At 42.7% G+C, this 18834-nt stretch carries 10 protein-coding genes and 1 pseudogene; 9 read left to right on the plus strand and 2 right to left on the minus strand.

The genetic code is table 11. The features are described from left to right. Positions 1–44: 44 nt before the first annotated feature. From DP114_RS14060 to DP114_RS14070, 3 genes are all read left to right on the plus strand, one after another. A complete protein-coding gene (locus tag DP114_RS14060; protein WP_171976379.1) occupies positions 45–2123 on the plus strand; it encodes an ATP-binding protein in 2079 nt (692 codons plus the stop codon). 17 nt (positions 2124–2140) lie between these two features. Continuing rightward, positions 2141–4741, plus strand: coding sequence for a DNA translocase FtsK (locus DP114_RS14065; protein ID WP_171976380.1), 2601 nt, complete (start codon positions 2141–2143; stop codon positions 4739–4741). A 180-nt stretch (positions 4742–4921) separates the two neighbouring features. Next, on the plus strand, positions 4922–5860 hold the full coding sequence (locus tag DP114_RS14070; RefSeq protein ID WP_169265163.1) for a ParA family protein: 939 nt from the start codon (positions 4922–4924) through the stop codon (positions 5858–5860). Positions 5861–6002: 142 nt separating this feature from the next. Here the strand turns inward: DP114_RS14070 and ileS are convergent, their stop codons facing one another. Beyond that, positions 6003–8876, minus strand: coding sequence for an isoleucine--tRNA ligase (gene ileS / locus DP114_RS14075; protein WP_171976381.1), 2874 nt, complete (start codon positions 8874–8876; stop codon positions 6003–6005). 283 nt (positions 8877–9159) lie between these two features. On the opposite strand from ileS, the gene DP114_RS14080 reads away from it, so the two are divergent. The 5 genes from DP114_RS14080 (at position 9160) to DP114_RS14100 (ending at position 16175) form a co-directional block, all read left to right on the plus strand. Next, positions 9160–10233, plus strand: coding sequence for a sulfate ABC transporter substrate-binding protein (locus DP114_RS14080; protein ID WP_171976382.1), 1074 nt, complete (start codon positions 9160–9162; stop codon positions 10231–10233). Positions 10234–10238: 5 nt separating this feature from the next. Beyond that, a complete protein-coding gene (gene cysT, locus DP114_RS14085; protein ID WP_171976383.1) occupies positions 10239–11111 on the plus strand; it encodes a sulfate ABC transporter permease subunit CysT in 873 nt (290 codons plus the stop codon). Continuing rightward, positions 11101–11946: a sulfate ABC transporter permease subunit CysW gene (gene cysW, locus DP114_RS14090; protein ID WP_171976384.1), complete on the plus strand. Its 846-nt coding sequence runs from the start codon at positions 11101–11103 to the stop codon at positions 11944–11946. The genes cysT and cysW overlap by 11 nt, the downstream gene beginning before the upstream one ends. An 837-nt stretch (positions 11947–12783) precedes the next feature. Beyond that, the gene (locus tag DP114_RS14095) at positions 12784–13791 is read left to right on the plus strand and encodes a PstS family phosphate ABC transporter substrate-binding protein (protein ID WP_246163180.1); all 1008 of its coding nucleotides are present in this window, start codon (positions 12784–12786) and stop codon (positions 13789–13791) included. Positions 13792–13796: 5 nt separating this feature from the next. Further along, positions 13797–16175, plus strand: a complete 2379-nt coding sequence (locus tag DP114_RS14100; protein WP_171976386.1) for a hypothetical protein — start codon at positions 13797–13799, stop codon at positions 16173–16175. Between the two features lie 57 nt (positions 16176–16232). Here DP114_RS14100 and DP114_RS14105 read toward each other — a convergent pair whose 3' ends face one another. Continuing rightward, complete coding sequence (locus DP114_RS14105; protein WP_171976387.1) at positions 16233–16973, minus strand: Ycf66 family protein; 741 nt, start codon at positions 16971–16973, stop codon at positions 16233–16235. 306 nt (positions 16974–17279) lie between these two features. On the opposite strand from DP114_RS14105, the pseudogene gndA reads away from it, so the two are divergent. Next, a pseudogene (gndA, locus tag DP114_RS14110) lies at positions 17280–18698 on the plus strand (NADP-dependent phosphogluconate dehydrogenase); the annotation flags it as partial. Positions 18699–18834 lie beyond the last annotated feature (136 nt).

Consider the following 18834-nt stretch of genomic DNA (forward strand, 5'->3'; position numbering starts at 1 on the left):
CCAAATTACAAGCAGGCTAACTTTGAGACAGCAGGGATATTGGCATGGCAACAATTGATGAAGTTATAAAAAAATCGCTGAATCCATTTGATAACCAAGCAGCAGGAAACTTTTGGGAAGAGCAGGAGTCACCCCCTACTGTTGAATCTATTCATCAAAAGCCATTAACCCAAATCAAAAGTCTCATAGCACAGATTTCCCAAGACCATCAAACCCGCAGCCTCATTCTCTATGGCGACGCTGGAACAGGAAAGACTCACTTTATGGGTCAGATCAAAGAACAGCTAAATGACCAAGCTTTTTTCGTCTACATTGAACCATTTTCTCAAAGTGACCGTATTTGGCAGCACATCTTACGCTACACCGTTGATAGCCTAGTTAATGCTCCAGTAGGACAAGCAGATTCTCAATTAATCCTTTGGATCAAAAGCTGCTTGTCTACTATTGAAAAGCAGTTAAAAAGCGATCAGCAAAAATTTATTAATATAATTAAAGGCTTTTTTGGAAAAACAGACGCTGAACGGGATCGCCAACTCTTCATTGACATCCTCAAAAAGACTATTGGTACTACAGGAATTTACAATGCTAATGAATTTTTTGGTGTCCTTTATGACCTGACTAATCCAGACTTATACTCTCTCGCCTGTGAATGGTTGAAAGGGGATGATCTAGATGAAGAAAGTTTGAAAAAGTTACGAGTTAAGCAATCTATTGATGATGAAGACAAGGCGCGGGGTATTTTAGGCAACTTTAGCAAAATATCCGCTAAAACTCAGCCGATTGTCTTGTGTTTTGACCAACTAGATAGCATTGCTCGTTTACCAGATGGCTCTCTTGATCTACAAGCTTTATTCAACGTTAACTCTACGATTTATAACGGCAAGTGGAAAGGTTTCCTGATTATCATCAGCATCAGGACAAGTACTTGGAATGAGAATTCCAAGCGAGTTCAGCCTTCTGACTTGGATAGGGCTAGTATCAGAATTCCACTCAAACGCATCACCCTGGAAGAAGGCGAAGCTTTATTAGCTTCTCGACTCTATCCGGTGCACAATCAAGCTTCCCCTAAACCTGTTTCCCCAATTTACCCCTTAAATCAACAGGTGTTAGAGAAAGTGTTTCCTAGCCGTAAAGCTACACCCCGCAATTTTTTGATGCTGGGGAGACAACTATTCCAGGATTACAAGGAATGGCTATTTAGAGATAGACAACCCCCTCAGCCCAAATGGTTAGGTGGTGGAGATCCGCCGCCGCCGCCACCGCCACCTTGGGAGATAATTAAAGCAGAATTTGAATTGCTATGGCAGCAGGAATTTCAAAAAGTTCAGGAAAAAAATACCAAGATTACTTTGTTAGCCGCATCCGACCTAATTTGGATGTTGCAACAAGCTTTAGAAGCATTACAAGTACAGGAAATTAAGCCTAAACTTATCAGTGGAAAGTACGCTAGTTATTCCTTGAGTTATCAACAACCTGGTAAGCGTGAGCGAGTAGGGATAGTCTGGACAGAAGATCCAAACATGACAAGTTTTTTCAATGTGATGAATGCTTGTCAAAAAGCAATTCAGCAAAATCTTTGTCAAACTATGTACTTACTCCGTGCTGGAGGAGTAGGAAAGCCAAATCTTGCCGGAAATCAAATCTACAGACAGATTTTTACATATACGAATCACAGCCATATCAAGCCTAGTCTGTCTTCTGTTCACTATTTGGCGACATATCATAGCTTTGTAAAATCAGTGGAAGCTAATGAATTGCTTCTTGTAGGTAAAAGCATTACTTTACAGGAGCTACAAACTTTAATCCGCGAGTCTAAAATTTTAGAAAAATGTACTTTATTACAGGATTTAGGAATTCTTTCTAAACAAGAGCCTGTTCCAGAAGATAAAAATGGAAAAAAAGATTTCAGACCTGTCAAAGATTTCTTGTTGAATATAATCAAAAGTCAAGGTTACATGGGAGTTCCAACTTTAATGACACAATCTAGCAGTCAGTTTTCTTTTGTGAAAGAAGCTGATGTTCAACTATTGATTGAACTATTGTGTCAAGAACAGAAGGTAAAAATTATTAATCCAAAAGCTAAATTACAAGATCAATTAATTTGTTTCATAGCTAAAACGTGATGTTTTTATTTTAGCCAATGCAATACCTCACACAAGCAACTAAAATCAGAACGCAAATTATCAAATTTGCTTCAGCCAAAACACTATGGCTAGATACAGAAATTGCTGACTGGGATACTTACTATCCAAAACTATCTCTCATTCAGGTACTAGCTGAACCTACAAACTTAACAAGTGACTCTGCTTTGATCCTCGATGTATTGAACAAACCTGATTTAGCCGCATATTTTATTAATCAAATTATAGCTAATCCTCAAATAGAAAAGGTCTTTCATAACGCCAGCTTTGATTTAAAATATCTTGGAGGAAAGCTAGCACCAAATGTTACCTGTACGCTAAAGCTAGCCCGAAAAATTACCCGCGAAGTTTTGCAAGTTTCTAATCTACAACTGAAAACCTTAGCAACAGAACTTTGTCAATTTTCTGATGTAGATAAGGAAGAACAGGGAAGTGACTGGGGAAAAAGACCTCTCACACAAAAACAACTACACTATGCTGCAATGGATACAGTCTATTTGGCTGCTGTGCATCGTCGCTTATTGGAAGTTTATAATCCCAATGCTGTAAGTACTATTTTTGATATGGCAGCTAATGGTTCAAAGCAAACAAAAAAATCCGAACAATTATCTTTAAGCGCTACAAAAGTACGAGTTGCTTTTGAATGCCCACGCTTATTTTATCTCAATCAGCGCTTTGGAGGCAATACATTATTTTTGCCACCAGAAAATGCTGTTGGTATTGGTAATACATTTCATCAGTTAGCTAATGATTTTCTGCGGTTGCTTACTGAAGAGCCTCGATTTGTAGACTTTTTAAAATCAACAACACCACAATCACAGATAGAGGAAATCGCCTCTCGTCTACAAGAAATTTTTTATGAAATAAAGTTTTATTCTTACCTACAAGAAGCCATAAAAAAAGATTCGAGTCAAGCACAAGCATTATTCAAAGTTTGGCAGGGCTTACAAGGACTCATCAAACACTTTGCGGAATTGCTGGTAGTCAATCGACGCTATTGCAGTGCAGAAACAGTTGTTTGTAAAACTTTTCTCAGTGAAGAGCGCAGGCTTGAGCATTACTTTAATTTACCCGATAACACGCAGCAACGAGTTGCAGGGGAATTTGATTGCTTAGTCTATAACTTTGAGAAAAAGCGTCTGTGTATGGTGGAATTTAAAACCTATCAACCAGCCGATCCATCAGCACAATTAGCGCAGGTTGCGCTTTATAGTTATATGCTGTGGCAAAAGAAAAAAGTAGCTGTTGACTCAGCAGTTTACTGTGTTTTGCCAGAATTCAAAGAGTATCAGTATTCCTGGGAACAACTGGAAAATACGGTTCATCAGTTGATTCCTTATAAATTACAGCAAATGCGTCAATGGTTGACTTGGGAACCACCGAATCCTAATCCTCCGCCTTTAACAACCCAGCCTCACCTGTGCAAAATTTGTCCACAGCAGCAAAAGTGTCAAAATTACTTTGTGGAAGAATCTGAAGGTGAGAAATCATCTTACGAAGAGAATCAACAAGAAAAAGTTGAACAGAATGGGCAAACAGGAAACAATCATAAGCAACCATTTAATCCTGATGAGATGGCTCAAGATTTAGTTAACACTCTGCAATCTTTTGGTATTAATGTAGATTACCACGGGGCGGCTATTGGTCCAGCTTTTATTAGGGTGAAACTCAAACCCCAACTTGGTGTTAAAGTGAACTCTTTGCTCAAATTGTCAGCAGATTTGCAAGTTCAGTTGGGGTTAGCAAATCCGCCTCTGATTTCCCCTCAAGCTGGATATGTCAGTATTGATTTACCTCGTCCCGACAGACAAGTTGCTAAGTTTGAGGATTACATAAAATCCCAAGTTTTACCAGCAACAGCGCCAGTAAAAATTGCAATTGGGGTGAATTTGGAGGGACAACTGATAGAAGCTGATTTGTCTGATCCAAATACGTGCCACTTTTTGGTAGGGGGTACAACTGGGAGTGGGAAGAGTGAGTATTTGCGATCGCTCCTTCTGAGTCTCATTTTGCGTCATTCCCCTGCACATTTACAAATCGCTCTCGTTGATCCTAAACGAGTGACATTTCCTGAGTTTGAGCGGATGCAGTGGTTGTATTCACCTGTTGTGAAGGAGAGCGATCGCGCTATTGAACTGATGCAAGAACTCGTCACAGAAATGGAATCCCGCTATCAACGGTTTGAAAAAGCGAAATGCGCTGATTTAAGTACTTATAATCAACGTTCTCCTCAGCCTTTGCCTAGAATTGTCTGCATCTTTGATGAATATGCTGACTTCATGGCAGAAAAAGAATCCCGCACAGCATTAGAACAAAGTATAAAACGATTAGGCGCAATGGCAAGAGCCGCAGGAATTCATCTCATTATCGCCACTCAACGCCCGGAAGCCGGTATTGTCACCCCAATTATCCGCTCAAATTTACCAGGAAGGGTTGCACTAAGAACTGCTAGTGAAGCGGATTCAGCTATTATCTTGGGAGGTAAACAAACAACCGCTGCTCGTTTATTAGGAAAAGGCGATTTGCTTTATCAAATGGGCGCTCAACTGTACCGCTTACAAAGTTTATTCGCGAGTGATATTCGGCTAACGCTGAGCTAGAATCCAAGATTGAAAAAAAAGTACCGCTCACTGCTATAATCTGGACTGCTTCAATTCAAGAAGCGTCACTGAGATAATACTCTTGACTATGTCAAAATATTAAACTTCGCAAAAATTTTCTCTCTATAATAAAACATTTGCGTTAAGTAGATGAGAAAGCTCTAGTAGAGGAATTAACCGATGGGATATGTCATTGCGACTGCAAATATGAAGGGCGGAGTTGGTAAAACCACCCTTACCGTCAATATGGCTACTTGTTTAGTCAAAAATCATAACAAGCGGGTGCTTGTCCTTGATTTAGATAGTCAAATTAGTGCCACACTTAGTCTGATGTCTCCCGTAGACTTTGCCAAGCTTCGCAAAAACAGACGGACATTGAGATATCTGATAGATGACATTATCAGCCCTTCATCAAGAGCAAAATTGACAATTCGAGATATTATTCAGCCTCAAGTTTGCGATCTCCCTGGACTAGATTTATTACCAGGAGATATTGACTTGTACGATGAATTTGTTGTCTCAGAAATGCTGCATCAACAAGCAGTTAGTTTGGGTGAAAACGAATTTGAAACGATTTGGAATCGTTTTGAAAGAGTTTTGCTGGGAAAAATCTTAGAACCAGTTCGGCAAGAATACGATTTTATCATTTTAGACTGCGCTCCTGGATATAATCTTTTGACTCGTAGTGCTTTAGCAACAAGTAACTACTATGTACTTCCTGCTAAACCAGAACCACTATCCGTGGTGGGTATTCAATTGCTGGAAAGACGCATCGCCCAGTTAAAAGAAAGTCACGAACATGAAGCACATATAGATATACAAATGCTGGGAATCATCTTCACAATGTCTAACACTAACTTTCTCAGCGGCAGATATTATAAACAAGTGATGCAGCGCGTTCATCAAGATTTTGGCGATGCAAAAATTTGTCAGACACAAATACCAGTGGATGTAAATGTTGCTAAAGCTGTTGACAGTTTTAAGCCTGTTGTTTTAAATAATTCCAGCACAGCAGGGTCAAAAGCATTCTATCAATTAACTCAAGAGTTGTTGCAAAAGTTAGAGTATGCTGAGCGTGAAAAACCCCCAAGAACAAATTTAGAAGTTGCTACCCCTTAAAGAATATGTGGAGATGAGGGGAATGAGGTAAAGTTTCTTGTTCTCTTACCCTTTTGTTCTGTTTAAACGTGTAGAGACGTTGCATGCAACGTCTCTACAAAGGTCACTATTGCAAATTATCTTATCAGCAACCGTATTGCTCTTAAAACTCCCCTGCTAAAGCAGAAACACAACGTTCACAAATCAAGGGATGTTCGGCTGACTCTCCGACATGAGTTGAGTAGTTCCAGCACCTATCGCACTTCTGCCCCTCTGCGTTCACAATTCCAATTTCCCACGCATCGGACTGCAATTTGTACTCCAGCCCTTGCACCGCTTCCGGAGAATCCAACAACTCTACCTGTGAGGTAATGAACAAATAACGCAGTTCGTCTATTCCATTCTGAGTTGCATTCAGTGATTTCACTGTGGGTCGTAACTGCTCATCTCCTACATACAGCAACACCTTAGCTTCTAGGGAAGAACCAATCAATTTCTTGACTCTGGCTTCTTCCAGTACTTTATTCACCTCATTCCGTACTTGTCGCAATTGTTGCCACACGACAGCCAACTCTGGATTTTGCCACTTCTCGTCCAACTCTACCCAACCAGCTTCAAACACTGATTTGTAAGGCGTCTCATACGGGAGAAATTGCCAGATGTCTTCTGCCATGTGGCATAACACAGGGGCGATCGCCCGTGCTAAATTCTCCAAAGCAATCTTCAGCACCGTTTGACAGCTACGACGCCGGAAACCATTTGGTGCACTGATGTACAGCCGATCCTTTGCAGCATCCAAATAAAAGTTGGATAAATCAACCACGCAGAAATTCTGAATTGTTTGGAAAAAGCGGAAGAATTGGAAACTCTCAAATGCTTCCGTCACTTCCTGAAAGACTTCCGTCATCCGGTGCAGCATATAGCGATCAAGCTGCGGTAATTCCTCGAAGGGTACTGCATCTTTTTGAGGATCGAAATCGTGCAAGTTACCCAACAAGAACCGCGCCGTATTGCGAATCTTGTTTCTGATATCCGTCAGTTGCTTGAGGATATTTTTACCCAAAGGCACATCTGAGGTGTAATCTACTGACGACACCCATAAACGCAACACGTCTACACCATAGGCGGGTTCTTCTTTTTGATTTTTCCCACCTTCAATCACGACTTTCGGTTCAACCGTGTTCCCCAAAGACTTACTTTGCTTACGCCCTTGTTCATCTAAGATAAAGCCGTGAGTCAACACCTTTTTGTACGGCGCACAATCGTTAACTGCTACACTGGTGAGCAAACTCGATTGGAACCAACCGCGATGTTGGTCTGAACCTTCCAAATACAAATCAGCAGGATAGCGCAACTCTTGTCGTTGTTCTGCCACCGCTGCCCAAGATGAACCAGAATCAAACCACACATCCATCGTATCAGTCCCCTTACGGTAAGACCGACCGTTGTTGCGGTATTTTTCTGGTAATAACTCCTCAACTGAAAGTTCCCACCAAGCATCAGAACCCTTTTCGGCAAAGATTGCTTGGACGTAAGAGATAGTTTCTTCATTCAGCAGAGGTTCGCCGTTTTCTTCATCATAGAAAACAGGAATTGGGACACCCCAACTGCGCTGACGGGAGATACACCAGTCAGAACGTTCTGCAACCATTGGCGTGATGCGGTTTTCACCTTGGGCGGGAATCCATTTTACTGTGGCGATCGCCTTCAGCGCCTCATCCCGAAATCCTTCAACGCTTGCAAACCACTGTTCCGTCGCCCGGAAAATCGTCGGTTTCTTTGTCCGCCAGTCATAAGGATACTTGTGAACATAAGCTTCTTCCTTCAACAGAGAACCCGACGCCGTTAAAGCATCAATCACCGCCTGGTTTCCATCACCCAGAACATTCAACCCAGCAAAAGGTCCCGCCTCTGCGGTAAAATTCCCATTGTCATCCACTGGCGCAAGGATAGGCAAACCGTAGCGCTGACCAACTATGTAGTCTTCTTGACCATGTCCTGGAGCAGTGTGTACCAAACCAGTACCCGAGTCAGTCGTTACATAATCGCCGCCGATGACAATCGGACTTTCGCGGTCAAATAAGGGATGACGGTAAGTAGAATGTTCTAAATCTTTCCCTTTGACTGTGGTTTTTACTGTTAACTGAGTTCCCAGAACTTCAGAAAGACGTTCCACCAAATCCGCAGCAACAATCAGATACTTTCTAGAACCCTCAGATGCAACATCTTTACATTCAACAACTGCGTAGTTTAGAGATGGATTAAGAGCAACACCCAAGTTAGCTGGAATTGTCCAAGGAGTTGTCGTCCAAATAGCCACACCCAACTCAGGCAAAAATTCCTCAAGTGCAGGTTTTACCGCCTCCGATAAACCCGTCATTGGGAAAGCCACATAGATACTACGCGAAGTGTGACCTTCAGGATACTCCAACTCAGCTTCTGCCAATGCCGTTTTAGAACTCGGACTCCAGTGTACTGGCTTCAGACCACGATAGATGTAGCCTTTTAACACCATCTGCCCGAAAACACCAACTTGAGCCGCCTCATATTCAGGTTTTAGAGTTAGATACGGGTGTTCCCAATCACCCCAAATACCGTAGCGTTTGAAACTTTCACGCTGTTCATTGACTGTAGATAGGGCAAAATCTTTTGCTTTATGACGCAGTTGCAAAGGCGTCAAATTTTGTCGTTCTGCCGACTTCATATTTTGCAACACTTTCAGTTCAATCGGCAAACCGTGACAGTCCCAACCAGGTACATAACGAACTTTACGCCCGCGCAGCAGTTGATAACGGTTAATAATGTCTTTAAGAATTTTATTTAAAGCATGACCAAGATGGAGAACACCATTTGCATAGGGTGGTCCATCATGCAATATAAATAAATCGCCTGGATTATTTTGAGACAGGCGTTCATAAATTTTATTTTCTTCCCAAAACTTCTGGATTTCTGGCTCCCGCTTGACAGCGTTTGCTCGCATATCAAATTTAGTTTTGGGTAAATTTACTGTATCTTTGTATTTTCCAGTTTCTGTCACGATTTCATGCCAAGGAATAGTAATGTCTTCTCATTATTATCCATGAGAAAGACTTTTACATGTCATTTAAAAAGTCAGCGCATCTGCCTGCTGAAATCCTTATACTTGCCCCTCAATTAATTTAGGGGGTTTCTTACACCCCAAATGATTTTGCTAAACAAAAAGAAAATTGGTATCATTTTCTGAACTAAAGTTTTTTGTAAAATTTTAAGAAAACTTTTTACCTAGATTCTGTTGTAAAGTCATACCAGCTTAATATTACTAGTTACCAGGAGCTCTATCCATGAGAAGGCGTTCTGCATTACGCGCCTTGCTGTTTTCTGCTGGGTTTCTAATTCCTGTTTGCACTCAAACAGGCAATATCAGTCGAAACCAGGCATTAGCAACCAATCCAATCCAAAAAATTGCTACTAAAAGTCCACAACCAGTTGAGCTAACTTTAGTTGCCTATGGAGTGGCTAAAGCGTTTTACGCAAAAGCGATTCCAGCATTTCAGCAAGAGTGGAAAGCAAAAACCGGTCAAGATGTCAAGTTCAAAGAATCCTATGGTCCATCTGGAGCGCAAACCAGAGCTATTTTGGGTGGTTTGCAAGCTGACATTTTGGCTCAAAATCTCCAAAGCAACTTAGATCCTTTGGTAGAAAAAGGCTTTGTCAGGAAAGATTGGAGTCAAAGATTACCCAATCAAGCTTCCCCCGCGAGCACAGTTATGGTCATAGTCACAAGACCTGGAAACCCCAAAAAAATTCAGGACTGGAAAGACCTTGCTCATGATGGTATATCTATAGTAGCAATCAATCCTCAAACTGGTGGCAATGCTCGATGGGGAGTTTTAGCAGGGTACGGCTCAATTCTCAAGTCTCAAGGAGAACAGGCGGCAGAAAACTATCTCAAAGGTTTCGTCAAAAACATTAAGACGATGGTGAGTAGTGGGCGAGAAGCGACAGATGCCTTTGTCAAAAACAAAATTGGTGATGCACTCGTCACGTTTGAGAACGAAATTATCTTTGCCAACAAGGTCATTCCTGAAGATTATCCTTATATTGTGCCAGCGAGTAATATCCAGGTCGATTTTCCAGTGACCGTTGTTGACAAGGTTGTTGATCAACGAGGTACTCGCGAAGTTGCAGAAGCATTTACGAAGTTTTTGTTCTCACCGAAAGGTCAACAAATCTATGCTCAATCAGGCTATCGTCCAAACGACCAACAAGCATATCAACAAAATGCCAGCCAGTACAAGTCTGTGAAAACGCTGTATAAAATCGCTGATTTTGGCGGTTGGAAACTTGTGAACCAGAAGCTTTTTGCCGATGGGGCGTTATTTGATAACGCTCAAGCAGCAGCTCGAACCCGATAATTTTAATGTCAGTTCTCTCATCGACTTTATCAATTCAGCGCTTCCATAGATCACTTTTGCAGGGTTTAGCCCTGACGTACATTAGCTTTATTATTCTTCTGCCCTTGAGCGTCATCTTCCTAGAAGCTTCCAAACGTTCTTGGCAAGAATTGTGGCAGGTGATCACAGCTCCTGTTGCTGTGGAAGCGTATAAACTTTCCTTTGGTGCTGCTTTGTTGGCTGCTTTAATTAACAGCATCTTTGGGGTTATTCTAGCCTGGATACTCGTACGCTATGAGTTTCCAGGTAGACGCTTAGCTGATGGTTTGGTGGATTTACCTTTTGCCATGCCTTCTGTGGTTGCTGGAATTGCTTTAGTCTCTCTCTACGGTTCTGGTGGTGTTCTCGGACATTACCTTGATCCGGGAACATTCTTAGGAAACAGTTTACAACAGCTTGGTATCAAGCAGGTAAACTTGACCTCATCTGTGTTGGGAGTTGTTTTTGCTAAAGTTTTCGTAACGCTTCCTTTTGTCGTCAGAACCGTGCAACCCGTTCTCATGGAGATTGAACCAGAAGTCGAGGAAGCAGCACATACTTTGGGAGCAAATGCTTGGCAAACATTTTGGCGAATTCTTTTTCCGCAATTATTACCTGCAATTTTGACAGGGTTTACGCTGGCTTTTGCGCGTGCGGTTGGGGAGTATGGTGTCGTTTTGATAATTTCCGGTAATATTCCTTATGAAACGATGATTAGCTCTGTCTACATCTACCGTCGATTGGAAGAATATGACTATAGCGGTGCAACGGCGGTGGCGATCGTGCTTCTGTTGTTTTCTCTAGTCATTTTAATTTGTACCAATCTCGTGCAATGGTGGAGTCTGCGGTATGAGAGGTAGCTTACAAGCAAAGCAACGATCATTCCCTTGGGGACGCTATTTGTTGATTGCGATTGGTTTATCTTTCTTGGCGATCGTCGTTGTTTTTCCTCTATTGAATATTTTTTATCAAGCGTTTGCTCAAGGTATTTCAGCTTACTTGACAGGAATTAGAACACCAGAAGCTCGTCATGCCCTGTTTTTAACTTTGGCGATCGCCTTAATTGCAGTTCCCATGAATACTGGTTTTGGGATTTTAATTGCCTGGATTCTCGCGCGATACTCTTTTCCCGGTAAATTTCTGTTACTCTTAATTATCGATTTGCCATTAGCCATTTCACCTACCGTTGTTGGTTTAATGTTCATCCTTCTTTACAGCCAAACCGTAGGTATATTTGGTTCTTGGTTAGAAGCTGCAAATATAAAAGTTATCTTTGCTCTACCTGGGATGATTTTGACAACCATGTTTGTCACCTTTCCGTTTGTGATCCGAGAAGTCCTCCCGACGCTGCAAAGCATGGAACTTGCACAGGAAGAAGCAGCGCAAACACTAGGAGCAAATTCCTGGCAGATTTTCTGGCGCGTGATTTTTCCTTCTATTCGCTGGGCGTTACTTTACGGGGTGATACTTTGTACCTCTAGGGCAATTGGAGAATTTGGAGCCGTCTCGGTTGTCTCAGGTAAATTGATTGGAGATACGAACACCCTAACATTACATATAGAACGAGTTTATAGCGAATACGATACTATTGCGGCCTTCGCCTGTGCGTCGCTTCTAGCTTTCTTAGCATTATTGACTTTAATTGGACAAGAGTTGCTGCGAACAGTAGAAAAACCAAGAGATTTTACTCCTTAACAAATCTTAAATGACCAATCACTGCTCAATAATTCAAGTCAAGACTGATTTGTGAAAAATTGGGTAGGTTGAGGTTCTTCGTTTTTTATCAAAAGAACTCAGAACTCACAAATCAGAATAAGAAGAAAGACAAGCGCATAAATTGTAGAGTTCTGGGTTCTGAGTTTTGGGGTTCAAAACCCCACCGTCTATACGAGATCCAGTACTGCGGGAGGGAAACCCTGGTGCAGGATAAGAGCGTTGTCTTCAATTGAGTGGGGTCCCAATCCCCATTCAAAAGATTGCTGAGTTCTGCGTTCTGACAACTGAGTTCTTCTTCAAAGGTGTTCCTTTGAACAGGATATCAGCCGTACTGTAGGCATACGACATTTAAGATTGTGTTAATATTCTTTGAATTTCTTTACCAACGGATATCAAATATTGCGATTATTCTATAACCTAAAGAATGAACAAATTATTCTGCAATAATGTAAAAAATATCACTATTGCATAAAAAATTGCTTAGTAGAAGAAAGTAAGGAAGCCATATATTTCCTTGTTGCCCAAGCTGATTCCCATAATTTGGTGAATGTTGTGCTTACGGCGTCAGTCTGACAAATCTTGGGGCGTCTACCACAAAAGCCCATTGCCAACAACTGGCAAACAAAGAATTTGTTTTTGCTATTCCGTAATTCACAAAATACATCTTCAAGGAATTAAATGCATACGAACGAATCAAATGCCAAGGGAAACATTATCTGTGGCTCATGTACCTATGATGAAAATCCTAAAACAGCTAAACACTGTAAAAGGTGCGGTAAGCCCCTTGTTATTGCTTCCGTACCTAGCACACAGAGAATGACTAGCTCTACACTGTTCAAGAGTGAGATTACTTTGTCAGTCATAGTGTTGCTGCTTTTTAGTCTAGGAGGCTACTTTCTTTGGCACCAAGTTCAATCGTCAGCAACTCTCAGCAATGAGAAAGTTTCTGCCAACACCTCTTCTGATATCCAAAATTACACTTCCATGAAGGAAGTTCCGAATTTGCCACAGGGTACATTCAACTTTGGTGGCTCCCTCATTTTTGCATCTTTAATGGCTCAAGGTACACACAAGGCTATCAACCAAACTCACCCAAATTTTATCCTACGCTACACTGAGCCAGTTGACAACCAACCTGGTACTGGTAAAGGAATTGAGATGCTGCTCAAAGGTCAACTGAGCTTTGCTTTGTCCGGTCGTCCTCTTGAGGATGCTGAGTATAAACAAGCAATTGAGCGCGGTTTTACATTGGATCAAGTCGCAGTTGCGATTGATGGGCTTGGCTGTTATACCCATCCAGATATTTCCATTCCTGGACTGTCGGTGACTCAACTCCAAGAAATTTACATGGGCAAAATCACCAACTGGAAAGAAGTCGGAGGACCAGACTTGCGGATAGTCCCTTTTAGTATCAACGTTAAAACAACCGCTTTGCTCAAAACACTTCTTGGTTCAAAAGTTGGCAGTGTTAGCCCTAAGGTACGTTCCAGTCGTGACTACACTGTACTTGTTCGTGATGTTGGCACTACTCCAGGAGCAATTGGTATCGGCGCAGCAATGCTAGTTGTCACTCAGCACACGGTTCGCCCTGTAGCCTTGGCTGCTGGTAACACCAACAAGTATGTACCAGCTATGACTGAGAATCATAAACTGAATATGGCAGCGTTCCGGGATAGCTCGTACCCTATAACCAGGTACTTGTATGTCATCATTCGTCGGGATGGTAGAGCCGATGAACAAGCTGGAGTTGGTTATGCTAATCTGTTGCTGTCTAAAGAAGGTCAACAATTTGTTGAAAAAGCAGGCTTAGTACCAATTCGGTGAACATAATGACTCAGGAAAACTACATATCAAACGAAAACCTAGATTCATTGCTCGGAGAGTATACTCATCCCGAGGGATATCTAGAGTATGTCAGCAGCTTACCGTTTCTTGGTCGTTTGCACTGTTCAACTCGACAAATTGAGGCTGGAAGTTGGCAGGAAATTCTACTTGATTACGAAGTTGGTGCTTCTGGTATTGCAGACGGTGCTTGGATTAAGGTAACGTTCAAATTTTACTCAGACTGGGGACTGTTTCAGAGGGAAGACCCCAAGGGAGCTAATTATCTTTCAGCAGAATACCAAAGTCGCCCTTGTCTTCCTGGTGAGAGTCCTGCGACGGTGCAGTCACTGAAAGTTCGGTTTGACCAGAAGGGACATGAACGTCCTTATCAAAAGGCGATTATTGTAGATATTGTCGATGGTTATATCAAACCAGGTGACCATATTTTGATTCGGTTGGGCGATCGCCGCGCTGGTGGGCCAGGAACAAGAGTACAAACTTTTGTTGAGCAAGGTTTCCGCTTCCGTGCTTACATTGACCCCGTTGGCACCTCTCGCTTTGCCGACATTCCTGGTGATGTCGTGATTGATATTGTGCCAGGATTACCAGCAAAACTTGCAATTGTAACTCCACGTCTGGTTAAGACGGGGGCCACTTTTCCTGTAGTAATACGGGCAGAAGATGTCTGGGGTAATACTTGCTGGGGATTGGGAGGACAACTGCGATTAACAGATTGTAGAACACAACATGAGCAATCGCTTGACATACCAGAGCAAGGTTGGGCGGTGGTAAAAACCAACTTGACTCTGAATGCGGATGAAGAAACAATACTACAAGCGACTCTAGTAGGAACTGAGTTACAAAGCGCTCCCACTCCCATCACTGCAGATAGTAACTTGGCTTACCCTCGTGCCTTTTTTGCCGACCTTCATGTCCACTCCAACAACACAATAGGAACGAATAGTACGGAGTATAATTTTGCCTACGGTAGAGATGTGGCAGGCTTGGATGTTTTGGGTTATACGGCGAATGATTTTAATATTACTGAGGAGCGGTGGAAGGAAGATGTAAAGCTATGCCGGGAGGTGACGCAAGAAGGCGAGTTTCTTTGCTATCCCGGTACAGAATGGTGTGGGAATTCAGCGGCGGGGGGCGATCGCAATATTGTTTTCTTAGGCGACGAAGTGCTATTTCCCTATGATCGCCAAGGAAAGTTGCTTCGCTCTTTTGAGTGGAATGAAGACATGAAAGGAAAGCAACTGCTGCCTGGGGCTTGGCCCGTAGATAAGCTTTACGCTGGATATATCCATAATCCAGAACAGCACCTATTCATCCCTCACATAGGCGGACGACGTGCCATTTTAGACTGGCATCACCCCAAACTGGAACGTCTGATAGAAATTGGTTCGTCTTGGGGACACTTCCCTTGGTTTTACCAAGATGCCATCAGTCGAGGATATAAAGTCGGGGTGTCAGCGAATGGCGATGAACATCGCGGGCGTTGTGGCGGTGGTGTTCCTGGAACAGCGGTTTTTGGAGTGAATGGTGGACTAACGGGGGTGATTTCTCCTTCGCTGACAAAGTTGGATATAAGTCAGGCGCTGCGTTCTCGTCATACTTGGGCGACAACGGGCGATCGCTTAGTCGCTTTACTTTGGTCAGGATCACACATTCAAGGAGATGAATTTCCTGGATCTGATTCAGTGACTATTCACTATCGATTGCTAGGTACCACTGGTTGGGACGAAATTGCAGCACATACCCATAATGGTTTACTCTGGCATCGTAACCTCCAACTTGAAGCAGGTTACGCTGCAAATAAAATTCGCCTGCGCTGGGGTGGTTCACGGATAAAAGACCGCTATCGTTGGGCTGCATGGCGTGGAACCTTAAAATTTTCCAATACATTAGTGCACAACTATCAAGTTAATGGTCTAGAACATCCAGAGGAATATGTTAGACGAGATGGAGCACTCAAACTAGAGTTTTGCTCTGATACCTACGGAGATTCTGATGCGATTGATATGGAACTCTCCGATTTACTCCATGCGCAATTCCAACTCCATGTTGAAATCGATAGTTACATTAAGGTGGGAAGTCCATTACGCCGCAATCCTTATATCCATTGCCCAGAATTTAAGTGGGAATTTTCTGGCAAAGACCTTTTCAACAAAGGAATTTTACGGCAAGAATTGGGAGGAGCAGAACTTTTCATTGCGGTAGAACGCTTAAGTGCAACTCCTATGCCAAGAGATGTTAGTGGCACTTTTACAGTAGAACCTCAGTCGAGTCCTCACGGTTTTGTGCCAATTTATATTTCAGGGCGTCAGGTTGATGATTCCAAAGTTTGGACTAGCCCTGTGTTTATCATGTTTGAGAATTGAACTACCCACACTTGTGCAAGCGGTGAGTGCAGGTAGTTTGTTAGTTAAATTTGCTACTTAAGTATTTGAATTTGGAGGATTTGGTGGTACTTCTGCTGGGGGAAGAACTTCCACCACAGGTGCTGTTTTTTCCTCAGTTTCCGTCTGTGCTTGAGCCGCTTCCACTAATTCCGGCGATGGGGGATTTGGTGGGACTGCTTGCGGGATCACCTCTATAACTGGAGGTGCTGGTGCTTCTGCTGTTGGAGTTTTTGCTTCGGTATCAGTGGTAGCAGGTGGGGTAACTGGTGGTTGCTTTGTGACTGGAGTGCGTCCATCGACAACCTCAACCTTTGGTTTGGCTGTGGGTGCAGGAGTTTGTGCCGTTTTAGACTTTTCAGGTGTCTTTTTACCCACAGTTTGGACTCGGTTTTTCAGCCCTGAAAAACTACCAACAATACTTTTTGGCAATTGAACAAGTTTTTGTGGAAGCGACAACCCAGAGACTTGCTGTTGAATGTTTGTTTTTACTGTTTCAGTGCTGGGTATCTGAGTTTGTTGTATCTTTGGTGTGAGTTGACGACGTAACGACAGCGTTTGCCAGCCAAACCAACCCAAAAGAGCCACACTAGCCACATGACCCAGCAAAAGACCCCCAGTAATGCGTCGGGCAAATATCCATAAGACTAAGGCGTAGAACAGTCCTACACCACTCAAAATAAAATCATTCTTACGGTGGATTTCAGGAAAAAAGAAAGCTGCTATGTAAAGTGCTACACTTCCAAGACCGACAGTCAACGCTAGGATATATGCCAGCATTTTGTGGTTACTCCTTACTGTGTCATTTCACTAGGGATTTGGGATTGAAGATGAGAAATTGGGAGTAGAAGTACTCAGTTCAAAGTATCTAGTCCCCCCATCGTTATAACTAAATAACTAAATATCTCAATTTTGCAAATTTTGCCAGAAAGTTGTTGAATCAGATACAAATTAAAATTTTTTATCTGTGTAGGTTCAATATTTCGGGTATGTTTAAGAAGTCTTAATGTCTTCTTTAGGAGAGAAGCAGAAATCTCGGATTACCCTTGAAGATAAAGAGAATCTGCAAGAGTTAGCCAGAATTTTATGACACAGCAAAGCTTTGGTGTGATTGGTTTAGCTGTTATGGGTGAAAACATCGCTCTAAACGTTGAGCGTAACGGCTTTCCAATCGCAGTTTACAACCGCTCGCGAGACAAAACTGATAAATTCATGGCTGAGCGTGCCCAAGGAAGAAACGTTAAAGCTGCTTTTACGTTAGAAGAGTTTGTGGCTTCTTTGGAACGTCCCAGAAAAATTTTAATCATGGTGCAAGCAGGTAAACCTGTAGATGCAGTGATTGCTCAGCTCAAACCCTTGCTGGACGAAGGCGACATTATTATCGATGGTGGCAACTCTTGGTTTGAAGATACGGTTCGCCGCACCCAAGAACTAGAACCCGCTGGGTTTCGGTTCATTGGTATGGGCGTCAGCGGTGGTGAAGAAGGAGCACTCAATGGTCCTTCACTGATGCCAGGAGGTACACAAAGCTCTTACCAGTATCTGGAGCCAATTTTTAACAAAATTGCTGCCCAAGTCGATGATGGTCCTTGCGTGACGTATATTGGTCCTGGTGGTGCAGGTCACTACGTCAAAATGGTACACAACGGCATTGAGTACGGCGATATGCAGCTGATTGCAGAAGCCTACGATTTACTGAAAAATGCTGCTGGACTTGACCATAATCAACTCCATGAAGTTTTTGCCGAATGGAACACCACAGACGAACTCAATTCGTTTTTGATTGAAATTACGGCAAATATTTTCCCTTACATTGACCCAGAAACAAATTTACCTCTGGTAGATTTGATTGTTGACGCCGCAGGTCAAAAAGGGACTGGACGTTGGACGGTACAGACTGCGTTGGAACTAGGAGTTTCTATTCCGACCATCATAGCAGCGGTGAATGCCCGCATTATCTCTTCCTTTAAACAAGAGCGCGTAGCAGCATCCAAGATCCTCACAGGTCCAACTGGCAAGTATGAGGGAAATACCCAAGAGTTTATCAATAAAGTCCGGGATGCCCTCTATTGCTCGAAAATCTGTTCTTACGCTCAAGGAATGGCTTTGTTAGCTACCGCGTCGCATACGTATAATTTTGGATTGGATCTGGGTGAAATGGCGCGGATTTGGAAGGGTGGCTGTATTATTCGTGCTGGATTTTTGAACAAGATTAAGAAGGCTTTTAGTGAAAATCCAGCGCTGCCTAACCTCCTATTAGCTCCTGAATTCAAGCAGACGATTCTCGATAGACAAGATGCTTGGCGTGACGTGTTGGTAACAGCAGCAAAACTGGGAATTCCAGTGCCAGCATTTAGTGCATCTTTGGATTACTTCGATAGCTATCGTCGCGATCGCTTGCCTCAAAACCTCACACAAGCTCAACGCGACTACTTCGGGGCGCATACCTACCTGCGTCTGGATAAGCCTGGTGCCTTCCACACTGAATGGACACCAATTTCTGAGCAGTCCGTGTCAACTTCAACACCAAGACAATTGGAAGCTAAACTACCAACTACACCTCCAACGTCTTCAAATGGCTAGAGATTTTTAGTTGAAAATTTTGCGGGTGACTCTGAGTTTTTCAGAGTCACTTTTTTCA

Source organism: Brasilonema sennae CENA114 (assembly GCF_006968745.1).
Lineage (GTDB): Bacteria > Cyanobacteriota > Cyanobacteriia > Cyanobacteriales > Nostocaceae > Brasilonema > Brasilonema sennae.